Origin of the sequence: Pyxidicoccus sp. MSG2, from assembly GCF_026626705.1 — a bacterium.
Lineage (GTDB): Bacteria > Myxococcota > Myxococcia > Myxococcales > Myxococcaceae > Myxococcus.
Window position 1 is genome coordinate 9,077,420 of the sequence record NZ_JAPNKC010000001.1, and the last position, 21,110, is coordinate 9,098,529.

Here is a 21,110-nt window from a genome sequence, read left to right on the forward strand (position 1 = left end):
GCCCAGGCCGCGCATCGCGCGCCTGCTCAACATGCTCGGCGGTGATGAGGGACTGCCGCTTCCGGTGCTCGCGGCGCGCCTGAAGCTGTCCGCAAGACATGTCTCCACCCTGTGCCACGAGCAGTGGCGCGGAGCGGCGGGCGTGAGCCTGTCGCCCCGAGAAGTTGGGGTGTGGGCGTGCGGGTCAGTCTCCGGCCTGGGCCACGAAGTCGGCGGTGGAGACCACCTGGGCATAGGCCATGCCGAGCGCGGCGAGGAACGCGGCGTGGACCTGCGGCGCGGGCACGCTCTGGCCGTTGTGTTCCAGGCTCCGGGCCGCGCACGCATCGTGGAGCACCGTGACGGCGTAGCCCAGGTCCGCCGCCGCGCGCACCGTGGCGTCCACGCACATGAGCGTCATCATGCCCGTCACCACCAGGCGCTTCACTCCCAGCGCCCGCAGGCGCTCCTGGAGGTCCGTCTCCCGGAAGCTGTTGGGGAAGTGCTTGAGCACCACCGCCTCACCCGGCCGGGGCTCGACCCGGGGATGAATCTCCGCGCCCGGCGTTCCCGGGAGGAAGAACGTCGCCCCCGGCTGCATCGAGATGTGCTGCACGTGGATGACCGGCAGGTTTCGCTCCCGGAAGAAGTCCAGGGCCGCTCGGGCCTGGACCGCCGCGGCGTCGGAGCGGTCCAGCTCGAACCGCCCTCCCGGGAAGTAGTCATTCTGGATGTCGATGAGCAGCAGCGCGGTGTTCTCCAAGGTCTTCTCCATGGGGGCTCCTCCAAGTGCGCCGGATGGGGCGGCGATGGAATGAATACCCAGGGCGGGGGCTCGGCAGGAGTGTCCGGATTGACAAAGTCCGGGCAGAAAACGACAAGCGGCCATGCCCTCGGAGCCTTCGGTGACTCGCATCGCGGTGCTGGCCCTGGACGGGTGTGTCGCCTCCAGCGTGACGGGCCCCCTGGACGTGTTCGCCATGGCGAACATGCTGAGCCGGGAGCAGGGTCAGGGGCCCCGCTTCGCCGCGGAGCTCGTGTCGCCGCGCCCCGGCCCCATCCGGAGCTTCCATGGGCTGGAGCTGGCGGCGGCGCGGGTGCCGGACCCCGCGGAGCACTTCGACGTCGTCCTCGTCCCCGCGGCGGTGGGCCACGTGGAGGGACTCGTGGCCGAGCACGCCGCCGCGAAATGGATGGTGGACCAGCACGCGCGAGGCGCGAAGCTGGCCGCCGTGTGCGCTGGGGCCTTCCTGCTCGCGGAGACGGGGCTCCTGGAGGGGCGGGAGGCCACCACCCACTGGGGCCTCGCCCAGCGATTCGTGGCGAGCTATCCGCGCGTGTCGCTCAAGCCCGAGCTGCTCCTGGTGGACCTCGGCGACGTGCTCACCGCGGGCGGAGTCACCGCCTACCTGGACCTCTGTCTTCATCTGGTTTCGAAGCAGGCCTCACCGGAGCTGGCCGCGCTCTGCGCCAAGATGCTCCTGGTGGAGCCCGGCCGCAGGTTCCAGGCGCCCGACGCGGTGCATGCCGCGCCCCGAGACCACGGAGACGCCGCCGTGCTGCGCGCGCAGGAGTGGCTGGAGTCCCACCTGGAAGGGCCGGTGACGCTGGCGGGGGCGGCAGGCGCCGCGAGCCTGGGGGAGAGGACCCTGCTGCGCCGCTTCCGCAAGGCCACCGGCGACACGCCCCTGGACTATGTCCAGCGCCTGCGAATCGAGGCCGCCCGCCGCCTGCTGGAGACCACCCCGCGCACCGTGGAGGACATCTCCCAGGCCGTAGGCTACGCGGACACCACTGCGTTCCGCCGCCGCTTCAAGGCGCGCACGGGCCTGACACCCGATGCGTACCGGCGGCGCTTCGCGCTGCGGTGAGCGCGCTCCACCGCGACGCCCCCGCTGATGCAAGGAGACCGCTGAAGGAGCCCACCGCACCCGGGGGCTTTCGTGGGCGGCCCGGCCCCTTTATAGGCTCTTTCGTCGACGCTTCACCCCGCTGTCCTCGGAGCCGCCCATGCGCCTGGGATTCACCGGAGTCGTCTCCCTTTGCGTCCTCGTGACTGGCTGTGCGACCTCGCCGAAGCACACCGCGCTCCTCCAGCGCCGGGAAGACATCCGGGAAGCGCAGGCGGGCCGCGACGCGCAATTCTACGAGCGCTACCGCAGCGACGACGGCTTCCAGTCGACGCGGTGGGGCATGACGGTGGACGAGGTGCGTGCCCAGGTCCCCAATGCGGTGGCCTCCGCGCGGGGAAACCTGACGGCCGCCCTCCAGGTCGCGGACCGCCCGGCGCTCGTGCACTACGTCTTCGCCCAGGGCAGGCTCGCGGCCGTCACGCTCCACTTCGTCACGCGGGCGGACGTCCGGCAGGAGCACGGCTCGCTGTCGGAGCTGCTGACGCTGAAGTACGGCAAGCCCCTGTCCCAGCAGGACACCGCCTTCGACGCGGAGCAACGGCTCGGGCTGCAGGAGTCGGTCAACTTCCTGGCGCGCGCCACCGAGAGCTACCAGGCGTCGAAGTACGGCGTTGCCGCCACGCCGAACGCCCTGGTCTACGCGGACACGCAGCGCGAGGCGCGCGCGCGGCAGGCGGCCCTGCTGGCCCAGGATGACTTCGCCCTCGTGTCCAGGTGGAAGAACACCGAGACGGAAGTCGCCCTCTTCGGACGCCAGTCCCCCGGGCACCAGGGCGTCACCCTCCACTACCTGAGCAGCACCTTCTCCCAGCGCCTGCAGCAGGAACTCCAGGCCCAGGAGCAGGAGCGCAATCAGGAGCGAGCGCGGGGGCTGTAGCGCACCGCCGGGTCCTTGACGCTCTCGGAGCGCGCGCGGGCCTCGGACGGGTGAAGGGGCGCGAGCAGCCCGGGAGTGTCGCTACGAGCGCTTGCGCTTCGCGTACTCCAGCGGCTCGGGCTGGGAGTCGCTGGTCCTCGTGCGCACCATCGCCAGTGGGGCTGGTCCGGCTCGTGGGACGGCTATGCCTTCGGGGTGGATGCGCGCGGTCGCGGGGTGCTGGTGTGGTCCGAGTTCAACAGCCCGCTCTACTACTCGCGCCAGGGGGGAGGCGGGGCCTGGAGCCAGCCTACGAGTGGCGAAGGCATGGGGGCCAGACGCCCCGAATGGCCCTGAGCGCGGATGGGACGGGCTTTGCCGGCAATGCATTCGTCATCTGGGACCAGGATGGCTCCGAGCTGTGGTCTGCCCGCTCGAGCATCAGACGGAAAGAGGCACAGCGGCAGCGGGCGCTTCATCCGCCATGCGGCCGTCCTCCGCTCGCGAGAAACGCTCCAGCGCCAACGCCTCAAGGCTCTGAAGGCAAGGGGCTCCATCCGAAGCGCGTGTTGAAGAGAATGTCGACGTCCAGTTCAGCGACCTCCCACCGACGGCCACACTCCTTGCAGCGCACGTTGTAGAAGTTGGCGTAGTGCTCGTGGTCGACCCGAGAGGACTCGGTCACCAGACCCGCCTCACGATTGTGGGCGTCATGCTTCGCATGGACCTGACACACGCCTGGTTCAGGCGTTCATGCAGCGCGACGGTGTCGTGCATCGACGAAACGCACCCCATCGTGGCAATCCGTCCGACTGCGGCCGCGCTCCCTGCGGCGGCGGTGAAACCCGCGCTTTCACCTGTGGCTGTCCGGACTCCCCACGTCAGTCGGGTGTGGATGGCTGTCGTCTACCTGCCGGATGGCGTTGGAGTCCAACTACCTCGGGAGTAGTCTGCTCGTGCGCGGTGCGGCCCGCCTCACGAGGGACCTGATGGAGTCTGAAGACCTCAATCCGGGAAGCCTGCCCCCTGGGACGCAAATCGGTCCGTGGCGACTGCTGGAGCCGCGCGGCCGGGGCACCTACGGCGTCGTCTACCGCGCCGAGCCCGCCGAACCGCGGGCCGCGGACTCCGTGGCCCTCAAGCTGGCCCTGTACCCAGGGGATGGGCGCTTCGCACGTGAGGCCGAGCTGCTCTTCCGCATCCGCCACCCCGCCGTCCCCCGCCTGATAGACAATGGCCACTGGCAGCCCCGGGAGGGCGTGACGTACGCTTGGTTCGTCATGGAGTGGGTGGAGGGCCTGCCGCTTTATGAGTGGGCCCAGGCACAGCGCCCGTCTTCACGGCAGGTGCTTCAGCTTCTTGCAAGGCTGGCTCGAGCCCTGGACGCCACTCATGCGGCCGGAGGCCTCCACCGAGATGTGAAGGGTGACAACGTCCGCGTCCGGCGGGCAGACGGCCTGGCCTTCCTCATGGACTTCGGCTCCGGACACCACCTTGGGGCCGCCACGCTGACGTGGCAGATATTTCCTCCCGGCACTCCGGCCTACCGCGCGCCCGAGGCGTGGCGCTTCGTGCTCCGCTCCGGCACGCCCCCGGCTGACCCGTATCCGCCGGGGCCCGCGGATGACCTCTTCGCCCTGGGAGTGACGGCCTATCGACTGGTGACGGGGAAGTACCCACCGTCGACGCACCCGGATGATGAGGATGCCTGGCTCTGGCGCCCCAAGGAGCTGGAGCTCTGGGCGGCGCGAGTCTGCAACCCCCGCTGCATTCCGGAACTGAGCGCGCTGGTGTCACGGATGCTCTCGCCCCGCCCGGAGGTACGAGGGAGCGCTCGGGAGATGGCGGAAGCGCTCGAACAGGCCGCGCGCAGCGCAGGACGCGAGGCGGATGAGCCTCTCTTCACAGGAGAAGAGCCGCGGCCCGCGGGCCTCATTCCCATCTTTCAGCGCGTCACGGTGCGGCGCCCGCCTCGCATGCGGAGGTGGCCCTGGTTCGCGGCAGCTGGCCTCGGAGGCACACTGGCGCTGAGCGCCGGGGGGCTGCTGAGCGTGAGTCGCCCTGAGGAGCCCGCGACGTCCCACGTTGCGGAGCAGGAAGAGTCAAAAGATGCCGGCACCGTGGCCGTCGGGGACGCGGCACTGACGGCGCCGGTGGCACCCGAGAAAGCCCCTTCCGTGTGGACATCCATCGCGGTGGACATCCCACCGAAGCCCTTCCAAGGGCAGCGGCGTCCGGACGCCAATGGCCGCTGTCCCAAAAAGGAGCAGGTCGCGATCAACGGCGGTTGTTGGAGGAAGCTGCCCACGGACGTGCAGGACTGTGCTGATGAGGACGGCTTTTTTGAATACAGAGGCGCGTGCTACATCCCAGTCATGGCCAAGCCACGCCCTGCCACCTCCGGCCCGGCGGAGCGAGACGACAGTCCATAGCCAGCTGCTCCAGCGTTCGATTCACCTCGTCGACCCGCTTCAGGAAGGCGCCAGGGTCGAGGGGGCTTCTCCAGCACGGAGAGAGGGGAGCGGACGACGAAGTCGCGCGCCTCCGTGGTCGTCACGCCCCCCGGGAACAGTCCGGGGCTAATTCGCCTTCGCCATGGCGAAGAGACCCTTGAGCTCCTCCGCGTTGCCGTTGAAGTAGCTCTGGTCGACCTGCCCGTCGATGCCCTCCACCTGGCCTTTCTCCGTGAACTGCCAGAACTGCCAGCGCGTCCACCCCTTGGGGAGCCGGGGCTCGGCCTGGTTCGTGTACGCGGCGAGCCAGAGCGGGTGGTCCACGAAGTACGGGTGGTCGCAGAAGTTGGTGCTCCACGTCACGTGGTTTGTGTAGATCATCGGCTTGCGGCCGAGCTCCTTCTCCACGCCCTGGGAGAAGTGCTGGAGCTTCTCCGCGAGCTGCGCGCAGGTGAAGCCGTCGTACTCCTTCTTGAACTCCTCCACGTCCACGACGGGAGGCAGCTCACCGGGGTCGGGCTTCAGGTGCCGCGTGAAGTTGGCCACCTGCTTGTCCACGTCCTCCTTCGGGTGGAAGAAGTGGTAGGCGCCCCGGGGCAGCCCCGCCTTCTTGGCCCCACTCCAGTGCGTCTTGAAGCGCGGGTCCACCTCGCCCGTCGTCTCCGTCGCCTTCACGAAGACGAAGGCGGCCTTGCCCTTGAGCTCGTTCCACTTCACCGTCGGCTGATAGCGGGAGACGTCGACTCCCTGCACCCAGGCCTTGGCCACCTGGCCCTTCGCGGGCTCGGCGGTGGGCGTGGCGACAAGAGCAGCGGCTTCGGGCGCCGTCGCTTCGGGAGTCTTCGCTTCAGGAGTCTTCGCTTCAGGAGCCTTCGCTTCGGGAGCCGGTGCCACGGAGGGCGCCTGCGCCTCCAGGGATTCGCGCGCGGGGGCGCTCGGTGAGGTGCAGGCCGCGAGCACCAGGGTGCTCAGCATCAGTCCCAGGGGTCTTGTCACGTGGTTCATTGCGGTGCTCCTCAGTAGACGATGAAGTTGAGGGTGAGGTTGGGGCGGATGCGCTGCGTGCCGCCCAGGGGAAGGTGGACTCCGCCGCCCAGGGCCACGCCCAGCTGCTTTCCCTTGTAGGTCGGGCTGTAGGTGACGAAGGCGTCCCCGCCGCTACCCTCCAGGGAGTCGAAGTCGGAGGAGAGGCCGCCCGCGAGGCCGACGTCTCCCAGCCGCACCACGCTGGCCGAAGCGCCGAAGCGCAGCAGGTGCTCCGAGCGGAACGAAGTCGCCATGGTGGCCATCCACCCCGGGCCCCACTTCATCCACCCGTCGCGCGGCGGCCCTTCCTGGGGAGGATTGGCGTAGGTGAAGTTCGCATCCACCAGGCTGGCCTCGGCCAGCTCGCGGTATTGCCCCGCCCCCTGGCCGTCGGCGGAGACTTCCATGAGCTGGATGCGCTCGGCCATCAGCGAGCCGTCCTTCTGCTGGACGACGGTGCCCCTCACGCGGAAGAGCTGCTTCATCTCCAGGTCCTCATCGCCCTGGACCCAGATGTCGGGGTCGTTGAGGTGGATGCGGCCGTCCTTGTCCGCGAACGCGTAGGAGATGACCGGCTTCGCGGAGGGCGTGGTGTCGCCAGGCCCGGACGGAGGCGAGGGCTCTTCGTGTGCCTCCTCCGTCCCATCCGGCGCGCGCTGCTTCAGCTCGAGGATGGAGTCGGAGAGGCTCTTCACGACGAGGGCGTGGTCGCGGCGGAACTTCTCGAAGTCCGCGTCCCTCGCGGTGAGCAGCGCGTTGTATTTCTTCTCCAGGTCCGCTGGCGTCACCAACTGGGAGCGCATCATCCCGAGCTGCGCGTTGAAGGCTTCAATCTCCTTCTCGTGCTCGGTGAGGTGGCCCGAGAGCTGGCGCTGGTACTCGGCCTCGCGCTTCTCGTAGTCCGCGTCGCGATAGCGGTGGTAGAGGTACGCGCCGCCCGCGGCAGAGCCGAGCACGAGCAGTGGCACTCCCAGCAACCATCCTGACTTGAGCAGCGACATGGGCACTCCCCCGCGGCTCCGGCTTCTCGGGGGAGAAGGCCGGGTGCGTGCGCAGGGGTATTGCGGGTCGCATGCCAGCGCCGTGTATCGCTCCCGTGAGAGGGAAGGAGGGGCGTCACCCGTGAGCCTTGGCCGGCCTCCGCGTCCCGCCAGGACGCGGGCCGATCATGGAGGGACGCAGGAGGGGCTCGCGATGGAGCCGTTACCCGCACGAGCGCTCGGATGCCAGGCCGCGAGTCGGACCAGGTGACGCCCGACCCACGTCGCGGGATGGTGCGCCCAGGGCCAGGAGCCCTGGACGGACCGTGCGCTGACGACCTACGGGGCGATGGTGTCCAGCGTGTCCGGAGACACGCCGTTGGACGAGCCGCCCGACTGGCCACGCTCGTGTCTCCCTCCGGCCACACTTCCGAGGAAATCCACCCGGCCCTGGCCTTGCACCCAGGCCGCGCATGCGACTCCAACGTCTCGCGGTGCTCCTGCTGCTCGCCGCCTGTGGGAGCCACACCCCTGCGTCCCCGCCACCGCTGAAGGCCATGGCGTACAACGTGCTCTACTCGTCCTCGGAGGAGGACGTGCGGAAGTCTCTGGACGTCATCGCGAAGGAGCAGCCGGACATCCTCTGCCTGCGCGAGCTGACGCCCCGCTTCGCCCGCGCCTTCCAGCAGCGGCTCGGGAAGGAGTACCCCCACAGCCAGCTCCTGCCCCGCAAGGGCACCTGGGGCGTGGGCATCGCCAGCCGGCACCGGTTGCTGCGCACGGAGCAGTTCTCCCAGCGGCCGCACCGCATGCCCGCCTTGGAGGCGGACGTGCGTGTCGGCAAGCAGAAGCTGAAGGTGGTGTGCGTGCACCTGATGGCGCCGGGCTCCACCCACCGCAAGGGGGACGGCCTGCTGGAGTCCATCCCGAAGAACGCGGTGCTGCGCGAGAAGCAGGGCAGGGCCCTGGTGAAGCGCTACGCCAGGGAGCAGGGACCGCTGCTGCTGCTCGGGGACATGAACGAGGACCGCTCGGGCGCGGCGATGCAGGCCCTCGCTGCGGCGGACTTCGCCCACGCCTGTGACGGGCCGGGCGCGAGCTGCGGCGCCACCTGGCCCGGAGCCACCTCCGTGCTTCCCTCCATCGTGGAGATCGACCACATCCTGGGCAGGCGGCTCACCCTGGCCGGAGCGAAGGTGCTGCGCGAGGGAGGCTCGGACCACTACCCTGTCCGCGCCTCCTTCGGCTTCGCGCCTTGAGACGCTGGAGCGCGCCACGGTGCAAGGCTTCCGGTGAGCGCGCTCCCCACGAAGCGCTTCGAGGGTGGCTCCCGACGCTGACGCCATCTTCTTCCAATCTTATTGGCGGAGTGCCAATAATGTCGTGGGCGGCCATGGATGGCTCTCCCAGGCTCCACCCACGGGTACCGGCGGGTACCGAGGCATCGCCCTGATTGGCCTGGGGGTTTCGAAAGGTCTTCCATGTCGCCGTCTGCCTTTCACCTGGAGGGCCACCGTGCGCTGATTACCGGTGCCTCCGGAGGCCTGGGGTTGCACTTCGCGGAGGTGTTGGCCCGGGCGGGCGCCGAGGTCGTCCTGGCGGCTCGCCGCGCGGACAAGCTGGCCGCCGAGGTCGACCGGCTGCGGAGCCTGGGTGCGCGGGCCCACGCCGTGGCGCTGGACGTGACGAGCGCCGGCTCGGTGCGCACGGCGGTGGCCGAGGCCGAGTCGCTGGCGGGCGGCGTGGTGGACGTGCTGGTGAACAACGCAGGCGTGTCCGGGCAGAGCTTCTTCCTCCAACTGGAAGAGGCCGAGTGGGACCTGGTGATGGACACCAACCTCAAGGGGGCCTACCTGGTGGCGCGCGAGGTGGCTCGCCGGCTGACGGAGCGCAAGACGCGCGGCAGCATCATCAACATCGCGTCCATCCTGGGCCTGCGCGTGAGTGGCTCGGTGTCGCCGTACTGCGCGTCCAAGGCGGGCCTGATTCAGCTCACCAAGGCCATGGCGCTGGAGCTGGCGCGCCATGGAATTCGCGTGAATGCCCTGGCGCCGGGCTACATCGAGACCGACTTCAACCGCGAGTTCTTCGAGGGGGAGGCCGCGAAGAAGCTGGTGGCGCGCATCCCCTTCCGCCGGCTGGGGCACCTGCGGGAGCTGGACGGTCCATTGCTGCTCCTGGCCTCGGAGGCAGGCAGCTACATGAGTGGCAGCGTGCTGGAGGTGGACGGCGGCCACCTCTGCTCCACGTTGTGAATCCCACGCCGTTTCCCTGGAGCTCGAATTGGATTTCTCCCTGTCGCCCGAGGTCGAGGACTATCGCCTGCGCGTGAGGGCCTTCGTCGAGCAGCACGTGCTGCCGCTCGAGAAGCAGCCCGACGCTTTCGACGCGCACGAGAACATCCGCGAGGACGTGGTGGCCCGGGTGCGCGCCCGCGCACGAGCGGAAGGGCTGTGGGCCCTCCAGATGCCGAAGTCACGGGGAGGGCAGGGCCTGGGCGTGGTGGGCATGGCGGCCTGCTACGAGGAAGCGGCGCGCTCGCCCTTCGGGCCGGTGATGTTCAACGCCGCGCCGCCCGATGACGGCAACATGATTGTCCTGGAGAAGGTCCTCCGGACCGAGGACCTGAAGCAGCGCTGGCTGCAGCCCATCATCGACGGCAAGGTCCGTTCGGCCTTCGCCATGACGGAGCCGCGGGGTTGTGGCTCCGACCCGTCCCTCACGTACACGAAGGCCACACGGCGTGGCGACACGTGGGTCATCACCGGGCGCAAGTGGTTCATCACGGGCGCGGAAGGGGCCCAGCACTTCATCCTGATTGCGCGCACGTCCGACGACGAGCGCAAGGGCCTCAGCGCCTTCCTGTTCGACGCGAGCCAGCCGGGTTGGCGCATCGAGCGGCGCATTCCCATCATGGGGCCGGAGGAGCACGGTGGGCACTGTGAAATCGTGTTCGATGGCCTGGAGATTCCGGACGCCCACCGGCTGCTGGAGCTGGGGGACGGCCTCAAGGTGACGCAGATTCGCCTGGGCACGGCGCGCCTCACGCATTGCATGCGCTGGCTGGGACTGGCGAAGCGGTGCCTGGAAGAAGCGGGCGGGTACGTGTCGGAGCGCATGAGCTTCGGTTCGACGCTGGCGCAGCATGAAGGCGTGCAGTGGATGCTGGGCGACGCCGCCAAGGACATCCATATCGGCCGGCTGCTCACCATGAGCGCCGCGTGGAAGCTGGACCAGGGCGACTTCGCCCGTACGGACATCTCCATCGCGAAGATTCACGTCGCGGACACGCTGCACAAGGCGGCGGACACGGCCATCCAGTTGCTGGGAGCGCGTGGCTACTCCAAGGACACGTTGGTCGAGTGGATATACCGCTACGCCCGGCAGGCCCGGCTGGTGGACGGCGCCAGCGAGGTGCACAAGCAGGTGCTGTCGCGCGCGTACCTGGCGGAGGGGCCGGGCTTCTTCAAGTGGGGCGTGTGAGCCATGCAAGACGCGCAGCGAACGGCACTGGAGCGCTTCCTGGCGGAGAGGTCCGGCGCCCGCGCGGTGCGAATCGACGGTGCGCGCCTGCTCTCGGGAGGCGCCATCCAGGAGAACTGGCTGCTCGAGGCCACCATCACCGGCGGCGTGCATGATGGCGTACTGGAGTGCGTCCTGCGCGCGGACGCGCCCTCTGGCGTCTCGGTATCGCACAGCCGCGCCCGGGAGTTCGCGCTGCTCCAGGAGGCCTTTCGCGTGGGAGTGACGGTTCCCGAGCCCCTGTGGCTGGGCGACACCGCTGTGTTCGGCCGGGACTTCTTCGTGATGCGCAAGGCCCGCGGCACGGCCGCGGCGCACCGACTGATGAAGGAGCCGGGTCTGGGCGGGGACCGCGAGCGGCTGACGGAGCGTATCGGTGAGGAGATGGCGCGGCTGCACACCCTTCGTCCGCCGTCGGAGCGGTTGTCCTTCCTGCCACCGCCGGTGCGCTCGCCCGCGCTGAAGGGCGTGGAGGAGTTCAGGGCCTTCCTGGACGGACACCACACGCCCTTCCCGGCGCTGGAGTGGGGCATCCGCTGGTTGGAGCTGCACGCGCCACGGACGCGGGAATGGGTGCTGGCGCATCGTGACTTCCGCACGGGCAATTACATGGTGGATGAGGCGGGGCTCACGGCCGTGCTGGACTGGGAGTTCGCGGCGTGGTCGGACCCGCTGGAGGACCTGGGCTGGTTCTGCGCGCGCTGCTGGCGCTTTGGCCAGTTCGACAAGGAGGCGGGCGGCATCGGCTCCCGCGAGGCGCTGTTCCGGGGCTACGAGCGCGTGAGTGGTCTCCGGCTCGAGCGCGAGGCGGTGTTCTACTGGGAAGTGTATGCCCACGTGCGGTGGGCGGTGATTGCGCTCCAACAGGGGGAGCGCCATGTGTCCGGTCAGGAGCCCTCCCTGGAGCTGGCGCTGACGGCGCACATCGTGCCGGAGCTGGAGCTGGAGCTTCTCCGGATGACGGGGGTGGGCAATGCGTGAGCGTCCCGATGGCGCCGATTTGCTGGCGATTGCCCGTGAGGTGCTGCGCAAGGAGTTGCTGCCCCTGCTGCCCGAGGACAAGGCCTATGGCGCGCTGATGATTGCCAACGCCATGGGCATCGCCGAGCGCCAGCTTCGCAACGGCACGGAGCCTCAAGAAGCGGAGCGGCGGGCGTTGTCCATGTTGCTCCAGCGTGACGGTGAGCTGATGGCGCTGAACCGTGAGCTCGCGGCGCGAATTCGCCAGGGTGTGCTCGACGACAGCGCCGAGGCCCGCGGGCTGCTGTGGGCAGCGACGGTGCAGCGGGTACGGGAGAGTGCGCCGAAAGCGCTGGCAGGGGGAGCGGGCGGCAGCCGAACGAGAGGTGAGGGCCGCTGACGGCTACCCGATGAGCCCCAGCCCCAGGGCGGCTGCGCGCGGCGCGACACCTGTGGTGGTTTCTTCGCGTCGGCGGCCTTGAAGCGGAGCCGGGGCATCCAGCCGTTCCGTGACTGAGCCCCTTCGGCTCCGCCCCGCTCGAGGGAACAAGAATGGCCGAGGACCGGCCGCCCGGGGTCAGGAACCCCGGGCGGTCACGAGTCCAGCGCTGCGCTCAGGGAGCGACGACGGTGCCCATGTTGCCGCCGGAGAAGCCGTCGCCGAACCTACCGCCGCCACCGCGGTCGTTGCGGTCGCCGTAGCAGTACGGCCCACCATTGAGCGAGTACCGGTAGATGTAGGACGTGCCGACGGGCAGGTCCGGCAGGTTCACGGAGAACTGGTCGTTGCTGCCCTCATCGCTGAGGAACGGCGCTGAGACCCAGGTCCACCCCGAGACGCCCGGGTCGTTGCTCGCGCTGCCATGGCCGAACTCCGCGACGATGCCCGTGCCCGCGCCACCCTGGTTGGTGACGCCATCCTCGTACACCTGACCGTAGACGATCCGGGCATCGCCGGTGTCACTCGTCTTGATGGAGAACGGCCACTGCAGGTTGCAGTAGTCGATGTCCATGTGCTTGCCCACGGTGAGGGCATGCTGCTGCCCCATCGTGTAGCCGCCCACGTCGTTGCCGTCCTTGTCGCAGTACGTCCACGTGGAGCCGTCCGTCGTGTAGCGCAGGCTCACCGCGCGGTTGCCCTCATAGGCCGGGTGGACGGTCGTGCCGAACTCGTCCGTGTTCGCCTCGCCTGACGCCTCGCCCGTGTACGGCGCGACCTTCCAGGTGAAGGCCGCCGGATTGGCCGAGGCATCCACATCGCTGGCCCCCACGCCCACCTGCACCTGGAGGTTGCCGGCCGGAGCGCCCGAGCCGTCGGTGACACCCGCGATGCGCACGCGACCCGTGGCCGTGACGGCATCACCGCTGCCCACCGTGGTGCCGCTCACGCTCTGCAGACGGCAGACCGCGGCGGGAGCGGGAGGCGCCTCGACCACCAGCGTGCCCGTCTTCGTCGCATCGAAGTCCGTGGCGCTGCTGCCGCCGTCCGCATCGCAGTACAGGAACGCGCCGCCGTTCACCTGGAAGCGGTAGGCGAAGCGGTAGGTGCCCACCACGCCCGGGTTGGGCAGCGTGGCGTCGTACTCGTCGTTGTTGCCGATGTCGCCCTTGAACTGGGCGGCCGACCAGCTCCAGTTGGCGGAGGTGGTGGGGTCCTCACCTGTCGGGCCCCAGCCGAGCTGCCCCACGACTCCGGCGCCCGCGCCCGTCCCGGCCGTCACGCCATCCACCCACAACTGCCCGACCACCTTGCGGTCGGCCGTCGCGGTGGTGATGTACGTCACCGACTCCGGCGTGGTGTTCCCATCCGGCCCCAGCTTGCAGTAGCCGACGGTGGTGGGGGCCTGCGGCGCGCTCACGGTGAGCGTGCCCATCTTCGCCGTGTCGAAGCCCGAGGCGCCGCTGTTGCCGTCCGCGTCGCAGTACAGGAACGCGCCGCCATTGACCTGGAAGCGGTAGGCGAAGCCGAAGCTGCCCACCGCGCCCGGGTTGGGCAGGGTGGCCTCGTACTCGTCGTTGTCTCCGATGTCGCCCTTGTACGCGGCCGACGTCGCCCAGCTCCAGTTCGCCGAGGTGGTCGGGTTCTCTCCCGCCGGTCCCCAGCCGAGCTGGGCCACGACGTTGTCGCCCTTGCCCGTGCCAGCGGTCACGCTCGCCACGTACACCTGTCCCACCACCTTGCGGTCGCCCGTCGCGGTGGTGACGTACGTCACCGTCTCCGGCGTGGTGTTCCCATCCGGCCCCAGCTTGCAGTAGCCGATGGTGGTGGGAGGCTGCGGCGCGCTCACGGTGAGCGTCCCGAGCTTCGCCGTGTCGAAGTCCGTGGCGCTGCCGCCGCCGTCCGCGTCGCAGTAGAGGAGCGCGCCGCCGTTCACCTGGAAGCGGTACGCGAAGCGGTAGCTGCCCGCCACGCCCGGGTTGGGCAGCGTGGCGTCGTACTCGTCGTTGTTGCCGATGTCGCCCTTGAACTGGGCGGCCGACCAGCTCCAGTTCGCCGAGGTCGTCGGGTCCTCTCCCGTGGGGCCCCAGCCGAGCTGGGCGACGACTCCGGTGCCCGCGCCCGTCCCGGCCGTCACACCGTCCACCCAGACCTGGCCAACCACCTTCCGGTCTCCCGTCGCGGTGGTGGTGTACGTCACCGTCTCCGGCGTGGAGTTCCCATCCGGCCCCAGCTTGCAGTAGCCGATGACCTTGGGCACCACGACCTCACTGGCGACATGGAGCGTGCCCAACTGGTTCAGCTCGAACTCCTGGCCACCGTCATCGACGCCGTTGCCGTCGCACACGCGCACCGGGCCACCGTTGGCGCTGAAGCGCACCGCGTAGCGGTACTCGCCATTGACGCCGGGGTTGGGGAGCGTGGCCTTCCACTCGTCGTTGACCCCGAACTGGTCCTTGTTGAACGCCAGGTTCGTGGACCAGTTCCAGTTCGTCGAGGTGCGCGGGTCCTCGCCCGCGGGCCCCCAGCCGAGCTGGCCGGAGAGACCCGCGCCCGCGCCCACGCTGTCCGTGACGCCCGGCATGTTGACCTGGGCGAACACCGTCTTCAGGTCGGTCGTCTGCGGGGTCAGGTAGCTGATGGTCTCCGGAGCCTTCTGGTCCTCGCCCAGCTTGCACCACGTCACCGGCAGCTTCACCGGCTCGGTGCTCACGGTGAGGGTACCCATCTTGGCCAGGCTGAAGGTCAGGTTGCCCTCGGTGCTGTCGTTGACGCCGTCCGAGTCGCAGTAGCGGAACGCGCCGCCATTCACCTGGAAGCGGTACACGAAGCTGTAGTTGCCCGTCACGCCCGGGTTGGGCAGCGAGACTTCGTGCTGGTCGTTGTCGGAGAGGTCGCTCTTGTACGGCGCATCCGTCCAGCTCCACCCCGCGGCGGTCCTCGGGTCCGAGCCCGTCGGGCCCCAGCCCAACTGCCCCACGACTCCGGCGCCCGCGCCCGTCCCGGACGTCACGCCGTTCACCCAGACCTGCGCAATCACCTTCCGGTCGCCGGCCGCGCTGGGGGTGTACGCCACCGTCTCCGGCGCGGCGTTCCCATCCGGCCCCAGCTTGCAGTAGCCGATGACCTTGGGCACGACGACTTCACCGGTGACGTTGAGCGTGCCCAACTGGTTCAGCTCGAAGTCCTGGCCGCCGTCGTCGACGCCGTTGCCGTCACACACGCGCACCGGACCGCCGTTGGCGGCGAAGCGCACCGCGTAGCGGTACTCGCCATTGACGCCCGGGTTGGGGAGCGTGGCCTTCCACTCGTCGTTGACGGTGAAGTTGTCCTTGTTCCACGCCAGATTCGTCGACCAGTTCCACAGCGCCGAGGTGCGCGGGTCCTCGTTCGCGGGACCCCAGCCGAGCTGGCCGGTGAGGCCCGGGCCCGCGCCGACCTTGTCCGTCACGCCCGTCATGAAGACCTGGGCGTAGACAGTCTTCTGTCCGGACGTCTGCGTGGTCAGGTAGTTGATGGTCTCCGGAGCCTTCTGGTCCTCGCCAATCTTGCACCAGCCCACCTGCGGCTTCGGCGCCTCGTTGCCCACGGTGAGGGTGCCCAGCTTGCCCAGGCTGAAGGTCAGGTTGCCCTCGGTGCTGTCATTGACGCCGTCCGCGTCGCACACGCGCCAGGCGTTCTCACTGATGCTGAAGCGGAAGGCGACGCGGTACTTGCCCTCGGTGCCCGGGTTGGGCAGGTCCGCTTCAAACTCGTCGTTGTTGCCGTGCTCGGCCTTGTACGTGGCGTTGATCCACGTCCACCCGGTGGCGTCGCGCGGGTCCGAGTCCGCCGGGCCGATGCCCAGCTGCGCCACCACGCCCGAGCCCGCACCGGCGCCCTGGGTGATGCCCGCCGCGTACACCTGGCCCGCGACCTTGATGAGCGTCGTATCCGTCGGCCTGTAGAACAGCTCCGGGTTGGCGCCATTACCGTCCGGGCCCAGCTTGCAGTAGTCCACGCGCGGCCGGGCGATGAACACCCGACGCATCATCTGCGCGCTGACGCCGTTGGCGATGCCGTCGCCGTCCGCCATCACCCACGTCTTCCCGCCGTCGATGGAGAAGCGGATGCTGACGACCCACTCGCGGTTCTCGCCACCAATCGGCGGCTGCAGGAGCACGTTGCCCTTGTAGACGTCCGCCTCGCCGCTGTCCGAGTCCGTCTCGTAGGTGGCCGCCTCCCAGGTGTAGCTGTCCATCTTGAGCAGCTCCGAGTCGCCCGGAGCGAAGCCCACCTCGGCGCGCACGCCGCCGGCCTGGCCCACGCCGCGCGTGAGGCCGGCCACGGTGATGGCGCCTCTCACGGTGATGCCCACCGGCTGCCCGCCGCTCACCGCGTCGGTGTTGCCGTTGAGCACCTCGGCCTGGTCGATGTTGGGCGCCGGCGGGCCCTCGTAGGTGAAGCCCTTCACGAGCACGCCGTACGCGCCATCCGGGTTCACCACCCGCACGTCCACCTGCGCCGACGTGGCCGTGGGCGTGTAGCCGTAGATGCGGAAGGCGTTGACCACCACCGTGCGCTGCAGCTCCGTTTCGCCCAGGAACACCTTCGCGCCGTCCTGGAAGCCGGAGCCATAGACGTTGAGGAGGGTGTTGCCGGCGATGGGGCCGCCCGTGGGCTGGATTTCGCGCACGGTGGGCGGCGTCAGCTCGGGCGGGGTGCCTCCATCGGAGTCGTCACCACACGCCACGGCGAGCAACGGCAATACGAGCAGCAGGGTCCTGAGACAACGCGACGACATCGGCCATCACCCCTTGACGCCGCCAGCGGTGAGACCGCCGACGAGGTGCTTCTGGAGAGCGAAGAACAAAGCCATGACCGGTGCGGAAATCACGAGTGCACCGGCGGCGAACTTGCCCCACTCCACCTTGTATTCGCCCACGTACCGCTGGAGGGCGACGGGCAGGGTGAAGCGGGTCGGGTCATTGAGCAGCGTGGCGGCGAGGATGAACTCGTTCCACGCCGTCATGAAGGAAAACAGCGCCGTCACGGCCAGCGCGGGGCGGGCCAGCGGCAGCACCACCTTGATGAACACCTGGGCGGGGGAGGCCCCGTCCATCACCGCCGCCTCCTCCAATTCGCGCGGCAGCGTGTCGAAGTAGCCCTTCAGGTTCCAGATGCAGAAGGGCAGGGCGGTGGTGGCGTACACGAGGACCAGCCCCGTGAGGCTGTCCAGCAGGTGGAGCTTCTCGAGGATGCCGTAGATGGGCACCAGCATCAGCGTCGCCGGGAACATCTGCGTAATCAGCAGCGTCTGCATTCCGCCTTCCTTGCCGGGAAAGCGGAACCGGGACAGCGCGTACGCCGCGGACACCGCCAGCGCCAGGCCCACCAGCGTGGTGGCGCCGGACACGACGAGGCTCGACAGGAGCTGCCGGCCGAACAGCCAGCGCCCGGAGGCGTCCGTGCCCAGCAGCACCTCGCGGAAGTGCTCCAGGGTGATGGACTCCGGGAAGGGGTTCACGGTGAGCGTCAGGCTGTCGGAGGGCGACAGCGCCATCTTCACCACCCACAGCACCGGGTAGAGCGTGGCCATGCACGTGAGCATCAGCCCGGCGTGGATGGCGGCCATCTTCAGCTTCGACGGGCGGTTCATCCCATCACCTCCGACGACGCACGCATCAGGCGCTTGGTGAAGCTGGACCAGGCCAGCAGCACCACGAAGATGAGGACCGAGTACGCCGCGGCGAAGCCATACTGCTGGTTGCGCTGGAAGGCCCAGCGGAAGGCCTCGGACACCAGGATGTCCGTGCCACCGCCCGGCTCACCGCCGGAGACCAGGTAGATGATGTTGAACATGTTGAACGTCCACACGCTGCCCAGGATGACGGCGGGCAGCATGGCGGGCCTGAGCAGCGGCAGGGTGATGTGCCGGAACTGCGTCCACTTGCTCGCGCCGTCCACCTCCGCCGCCTCGTAGAGCTCCTGGGGGATGGACTGGAGCGCGCCCAGCGCCACCACCATCATGAAGGGGAAGCCCAGCCAGGTGTTGGTGGCCACGTTGGCCGCGAAGGCGGTGGAGAACTTCGTGAACCAGCTCACCGGCTCCATCCCCAGCGCCACCAGCAGGCCGTTGATGGCGCCGAACTGCTGGTGGAACATGCCCTTCCACATCAGCGCGGTGATGTAGTTGGGCACCGCCCACGGGATGATGAGCAGCACCCGGTACACGCCCTTGAGCTTCAGGAGCGGGTCCTTGAGCAAGAGCGCCAGGAACAGGCCGATGCTCACGTGGAGCACCACGTTGACCAGCGCCCACAGCAGCGTCACCGCCAGCGTGAAGTAGAACGACAGCGGCTCGCTGATGCTGTAGCCGCGGCTGGCCAGGATGTCGACGAAGTTGGCCAGGCCCACGAAGGAGTACTGGCCCGGCTCGTAGTGGAAGAGCGACAGGCTCAGGCCCACCACGAAGGGGATGAACACCAGCACCAGGATGCCGGCCGACGCGGGCGCGAGGTACGTCGCCGCCAGCGCCACGTCCGGGTAGCGCCGCTTGAAGGGCAGCGCCGGCGCGGGCCGGCGCATCACCCACACCGTGCCGCCCAGCGCCATGACGCCCACCAGCCCCAGCCAGGGCAGGGGGCTCGCGTCGGGAGGACGCTCGCGGTGCAGCGCGCGGTAGCGGCGGTCGGCGAGCGCGCCCACGTCCTGGGGCTCGGTGCCACCCTGGAGCACCGCGCGCAACGCGAGCTTCATGGGCTCCCAGACCCGGAGCATCTCCAGGGTGTTGGGCATGGGCGTGGCGTTCTTCGCGGCCTCGCGGAAGGAGGAGATGAGCACGTCGTCCTTCACCGCCTGCAGCTGGTACGCGGCCACGTCCGCCGGAATCTGCCGGCCCACCATGGTACGCACGAGCGACGCCTCGCCCAGGGACAGGAAGCGCGCCAGCGCCTGTGCCTGCCCGGCATGCTTCGACTGGGATGAAACGAAGGCCGCCTCCACGCCGAGGAAGGGCTTCAGGGGGATGCCCGTCTCGCTCACCACCGGCAGCGCCACCACGCGGTAGTTCACGTTCGGCGCCACCTCCCCCGCGAACCAGGGGCCGCTGATGATCATGGCCGCACGGTCGTCGTTGAAGAGGCTCTTCACCAGGGCGCCGGTGATTTCCTGCGGGATGAAGCGGTCGTCCTGCAGCTTCTTCACGAAGGCCAGCGAGCGCGCCATGCCCTCCGTGTTGAAGCTCGCCTTGCCGGACGCGTCGAACAGCTCGCCGCCGAAGCCGAAGAGGAAGGGCGCATGGAAGTAGAAGTCGCCGTTCTCGTAGGCGAGCCCGAAGCGGCCTGCGTTCGCGTCCGACAGGGCCGGCAGCATCGCCAGGAGCTCCGCCGTGGTGGTCGGCGGGGTGGGCACCAGCTTCGTGTTGACGTAGAGCGCCAGGGACTTCAGCGACATGGGATAGCCGTACACTTGGCCATCCACCTCCAGCGCTTCCAGGGCGTTGGGGAAGTAGTCGTCGCGCGCGAGCGTGCTGGCGGGGGCCAGCAGGCGCTGGGCGTGGAAGTTGCGCAGCCGCTCGTGGTTGAAGATGAAGACGTCCGGGCCCGCGCCGTGCGGAATCCCGTTGGTCAGCTTGTCGGCGTACGCGTTGTACGGCACGGCGAGCAATTCCACCGGGACGCCCGTCTTCGCGGTGAACTGCTGCGTCACCTGGATCAGCGCGGTCTCTTCACCGCCGCGGTACGCATGCCACAGCTTCAAAGGCACGGCCGCGTCGCCGGCCGCCTGCGCGCTCCACGCCGTGGCGAGGAGCACGAGCGCCAGCCACTTCCTCACGACGCCACCTCCAGCGAGTCGCGGTCCACCGGGTGCCGCAGCGCGCGCGAGCCGTCCTCGGTGAAGACGTGCAGCGAGTCCGCGACGGGCGCGAGGGAGACCCTGTCCCCGACGGTGACGTTCGTCCCCTTCTCGAAGCGCGCCGCCACCGGGCCCGCCTCGGTGGTGAGGAAGGCGTACCCGTCGAAGCCCAGCCGCTCCACCGCGTCCACCGTGCCCGCCAGCGGCCCCTGTGCCGCGACGCGCAGGTCTTGAGGCCGCAGGCCCACCAGCACCTTCCCGGCGTCCGCCGGCACGTCCACGGGGCAGGGCAGGGTGAAGCCCCTGCCCGCGAAGCCGGTGCCCTCGCGCCGCGCCTCCAGGAAGTTCATCGCCGGGGAGCCGAGGAACCCCGCCACGAAGCGGTTCGCCGGGCGGTTGTAGAGCTCCAGCGGCGGCCCCACCTGCTGGAGGATGCCCCCGTTGAAGACGGCCACGCGGGTGGCCAGCGTCATCGCCTCCACCTGGTCGTGGGTGACGTAGATCATCGTGGCGCTCAGCCGCCGGTGCAGCCGCGCCAATTCGCCGCGCATCTGCACGCGCAGGGCGGTGTCCAGGTTGGACAGGGGCTCGTCGAAGAGGAACACCTTGGGGCGCCGGACGATGGCGCGGCCCATGGCCACGCGCTGCCGTTGGCCACCGGACAGCGCCTTGGGCTTGCGATCCAACAGGTGGCCCAGCTCCAGCATCCCCGCGACTTCCTGCACCCGCGAGGCGATCTCCGCCTCCGGGAACTTCCGCAGCGTCAGGCCGAAGGCCAGGTTCTCCCGCACCGTCATGTGCGGGTAGAGCGCGTACGACTGGAACACCATCGCCACGTCGCGATCACGCGGGGGGACGTCGTTCACCCGCGCTCCGCCAATCTTCACCTCTCCCGAGTCCACCTGCTCCAGCCCCGCGATGAGGCGCAGCAGCGTGGTCTTTCCGCAGCCGGAGGGCCCCACCATGACGAGGAATTCGCCTTCCCTCACCTGAAGGTCCACGCCCTTCACGATGAGGTTCTGGCCAAACGACTTCTTGATCCCGCTCAGGATGACTTCGGACAAGACGCGCTCGGAAAATGTGTGGGTAGGACGGCGGCGAACCTTACCCTTCCGGCGTCATTTACCTCAAACCTGCGAGGTTGGG

At 69.2% G+C, this 21,110-nt stretch carries 15 protein-coding genes; 8 read left to right on the forward strand and 7 right to left on the reverse strand.

The features are described 5' to 3' along the window. Positions 1-184: 184 nt before the first annotated feature. Positions 185-754: a cysteine hydrolase family protein gene (locus tag OV427_RS35615; protein ID WP_267860676.1), complete on the reverse strand. Its 570-nt coding sequence runs from the start codon at positions 752-754 to the stop codon at positions 185-187. 112 nt (positions 755-866) lie between these two features. Here OV427_RS35615 and OV427_RS35620 point away from each other — a divergent pair, with 112 nt between their 5' ends. The 3 genes from OV427_RS35620 to OV427_RS35630 all read left to right on the forward strand — a co-directional run bounded on the left by OV427_RS35620 (position 867) and on the right by OV427_RS35630 (position 5,180). Continuing rightward, positions 867-1,850: a GlxA family transcriptional regulator gene (locus OV427_RS35620; RefSeq protein WP_267860677.1), complete on the forward strand. Its 984-nt coding sequence runs from the start codon at positions 867-869 to the stop codon at positions 1,848-1,850. A 139-nt stretch (positions 1,851-1,989) separates the two neighbouring features. Beyond that, positions 1,990-2,769 carry a hypothetical protein gene (locus OV427_RS35625; protein WP_267860678.1) on the forward strand — a complete coding sequence of 260 codons (780 nt, stop codon included), beginning with the start codon at positions 1,990-1,992 and terminating at the stop codon, positions 2,767-2,769. Between the two features lie 968 nt (positions 2,770-3,737). Beyond that, positions 3,738-5,180 carry a serine/threonine protein kinase gene (locus tag OV427_RS35630; protein WP_267860679.1) on the forward strand — a complete coding sequence of 481 codons (1,443 nt, stop codon included), beginning with the start codon at positions 3,738-3,740 and terminating at the stop codon, positions 5,178-5,180. 147 nt (positions 5,181-5,327) lie between these two features. Here the strand turns inward: OV427_RS35630 and OV427_RS35635 are convergent, their stop codons facing one another. Then, positions 5,328-6,206: a glycoside hydrolase family 25 protein gene (locus OV427_RS35635; protein ID WP_267860680.1), complete on the reverse strand. Its 879-nt coding sequence runs from the start codon at positions 6,204-6,206 to the stop codon at positions 5,328-5,330. A gap of 11 nt (positions 6,207-6,217) precedes the next feature. Next, a complete protein-coding gene (locus OV427_RS35640) occupies positions 6,218-7,228 on the reverse strand; it encodes a hypothetical protein (protein WP_267860681.1) in 1,011 nt (336 codons plus the stop codon). A 452-nt stretch (positions 7,229-7,680) separates the two neighbouring features. Between OV427_RS35640 and OV427_RS35645 the strand changes: the two genes are divergently transcribed. The 5 genes from OV427_RS35645 to OV427_RS35665 all read left to right on the forward strand — a co-directional run bounded on the left by OV427_RS35645 (position 7,681) and on the right by OV427_RS35665 (position 12,089). After that, on the forward strand, positions 7,681-8,466 hold the full coding sequence (locus OV427_RS35645) for an endonuclease/exonuclease/phosphatase family protein (RefSeq protein ID WP_267860682.1): 786 nt from the start codon (positions 7,681-7,683) through the stop codon (positions 8,464-8,466). A gap of 222 nt (positions 8,467-8,688) precedes the next feature. Then, positions 8,689-9,462, forward strand: coding sequence for an SDR family NAD(P)-dependent oxidoreductase (locus OV427_RS35650; protein ID WP_267860683.1), 774 nt, complete (start codon positions 8,689-8,691; stop codon positions 9,460-9,462). A gap of 28 nt (positions 9,463-9,490) precedes the next feature. Further along, positions 9,491-10,690, forward strand: a complete 1,200-nt coding sequence (locus OV427_RS35655; protein ID WP_267860684.1) for an acyl-CoA dehydrogenase family protein — start codon at positions 9,491-9,493, stop codon at positions 10,688-10,690. A gap of 3 nt (positions 10,691-10,693) precedes the next feature. Continuing rightward, on the forward strand, positions 10,694-11,710 hold the full coding sequence (locus OV427_RS35660) for a phosphotransferase family protein (protein ID WP_267860685.1): 1,017 nt from the start codon (positions 10,694-10,696) through the stop codon (positions 11,708-11,710). Next, complete coding sequence (locus OV427_RS35665; protein WP_267860686.1) at positions 11,703-12,089, forward strand: DUF6285 domain-containing protein; 387 nt, start codon at positions 11,703-11,705, stop codon at positions 12,087-12,089. Before OV427_RS35660 ends, OV427_RS35665 begins: the two co-directional genes overlap by 8 nt. A 214-nt stretch (positions 12,090-12,303) precedes the next feature. Here OV427_RS35665 and OV427_RS35670 read toward each other — a convergent pair whose 3' ends face one another. From OV427_RS35670 to OV427_RS35685, 4 genes are read right to left on the reverse strand one after another with little or no spacing between them, the layout of a single operon-like run. Beyond that, positions 12,304-16,911, reverse strand: a complete 4,608-nt coding sequence (locus OV427_RS35670; protein WP_267860687.1) for an IPT/TIG domain-containing protein — start codon at positions 16,909-16,911, stop codon at positions 12,304-12,306. A gap of 6 nt (positions 16,912-16,917) precedes the next feature. After that, the gene (locus tag OV427_RS35675) at positions 16,918-17,766 is read right to left on the reverse strand and encodes a sugar ABC transporter permease (protein WP_267860688.1); all 849 of its coding nucleotides are present in this window, start codon (positions 17,764-17,766) and stop codon (positions 16,918-16,920) included. Beyond that, entirely contained in the window at positions 17,763-19,943 is a 2,181-nt protein-coding gene (locus OV427_RS35680) for an extracellular solute-binding protein (RefSeq protein ID WP_267860689.1), read from the reverse strand. Before OV427_RS35680 ends, OV427_RS35675 begins: the two co-directional genes overlap by 4 nt. Then, the gene (locus OV427_RS35685; RefSeq protein ID WP_267860690.1) at positions 19,940-21,028 is read right to left on the reverse strand and encodes an ABC transporter ATP-binding protein; all 1,089 of its coding nucleotides are present in this window, start codon (positions 21,026-21,028) and stop codon (positions 19,940-19,942) included. Before OV427_RS35685 ends, OV427_RS35680 begins: the two co-directional genes overlap by 4 nt. Positions 21,029-21,110: the final 82 nt, after the last annotated feature.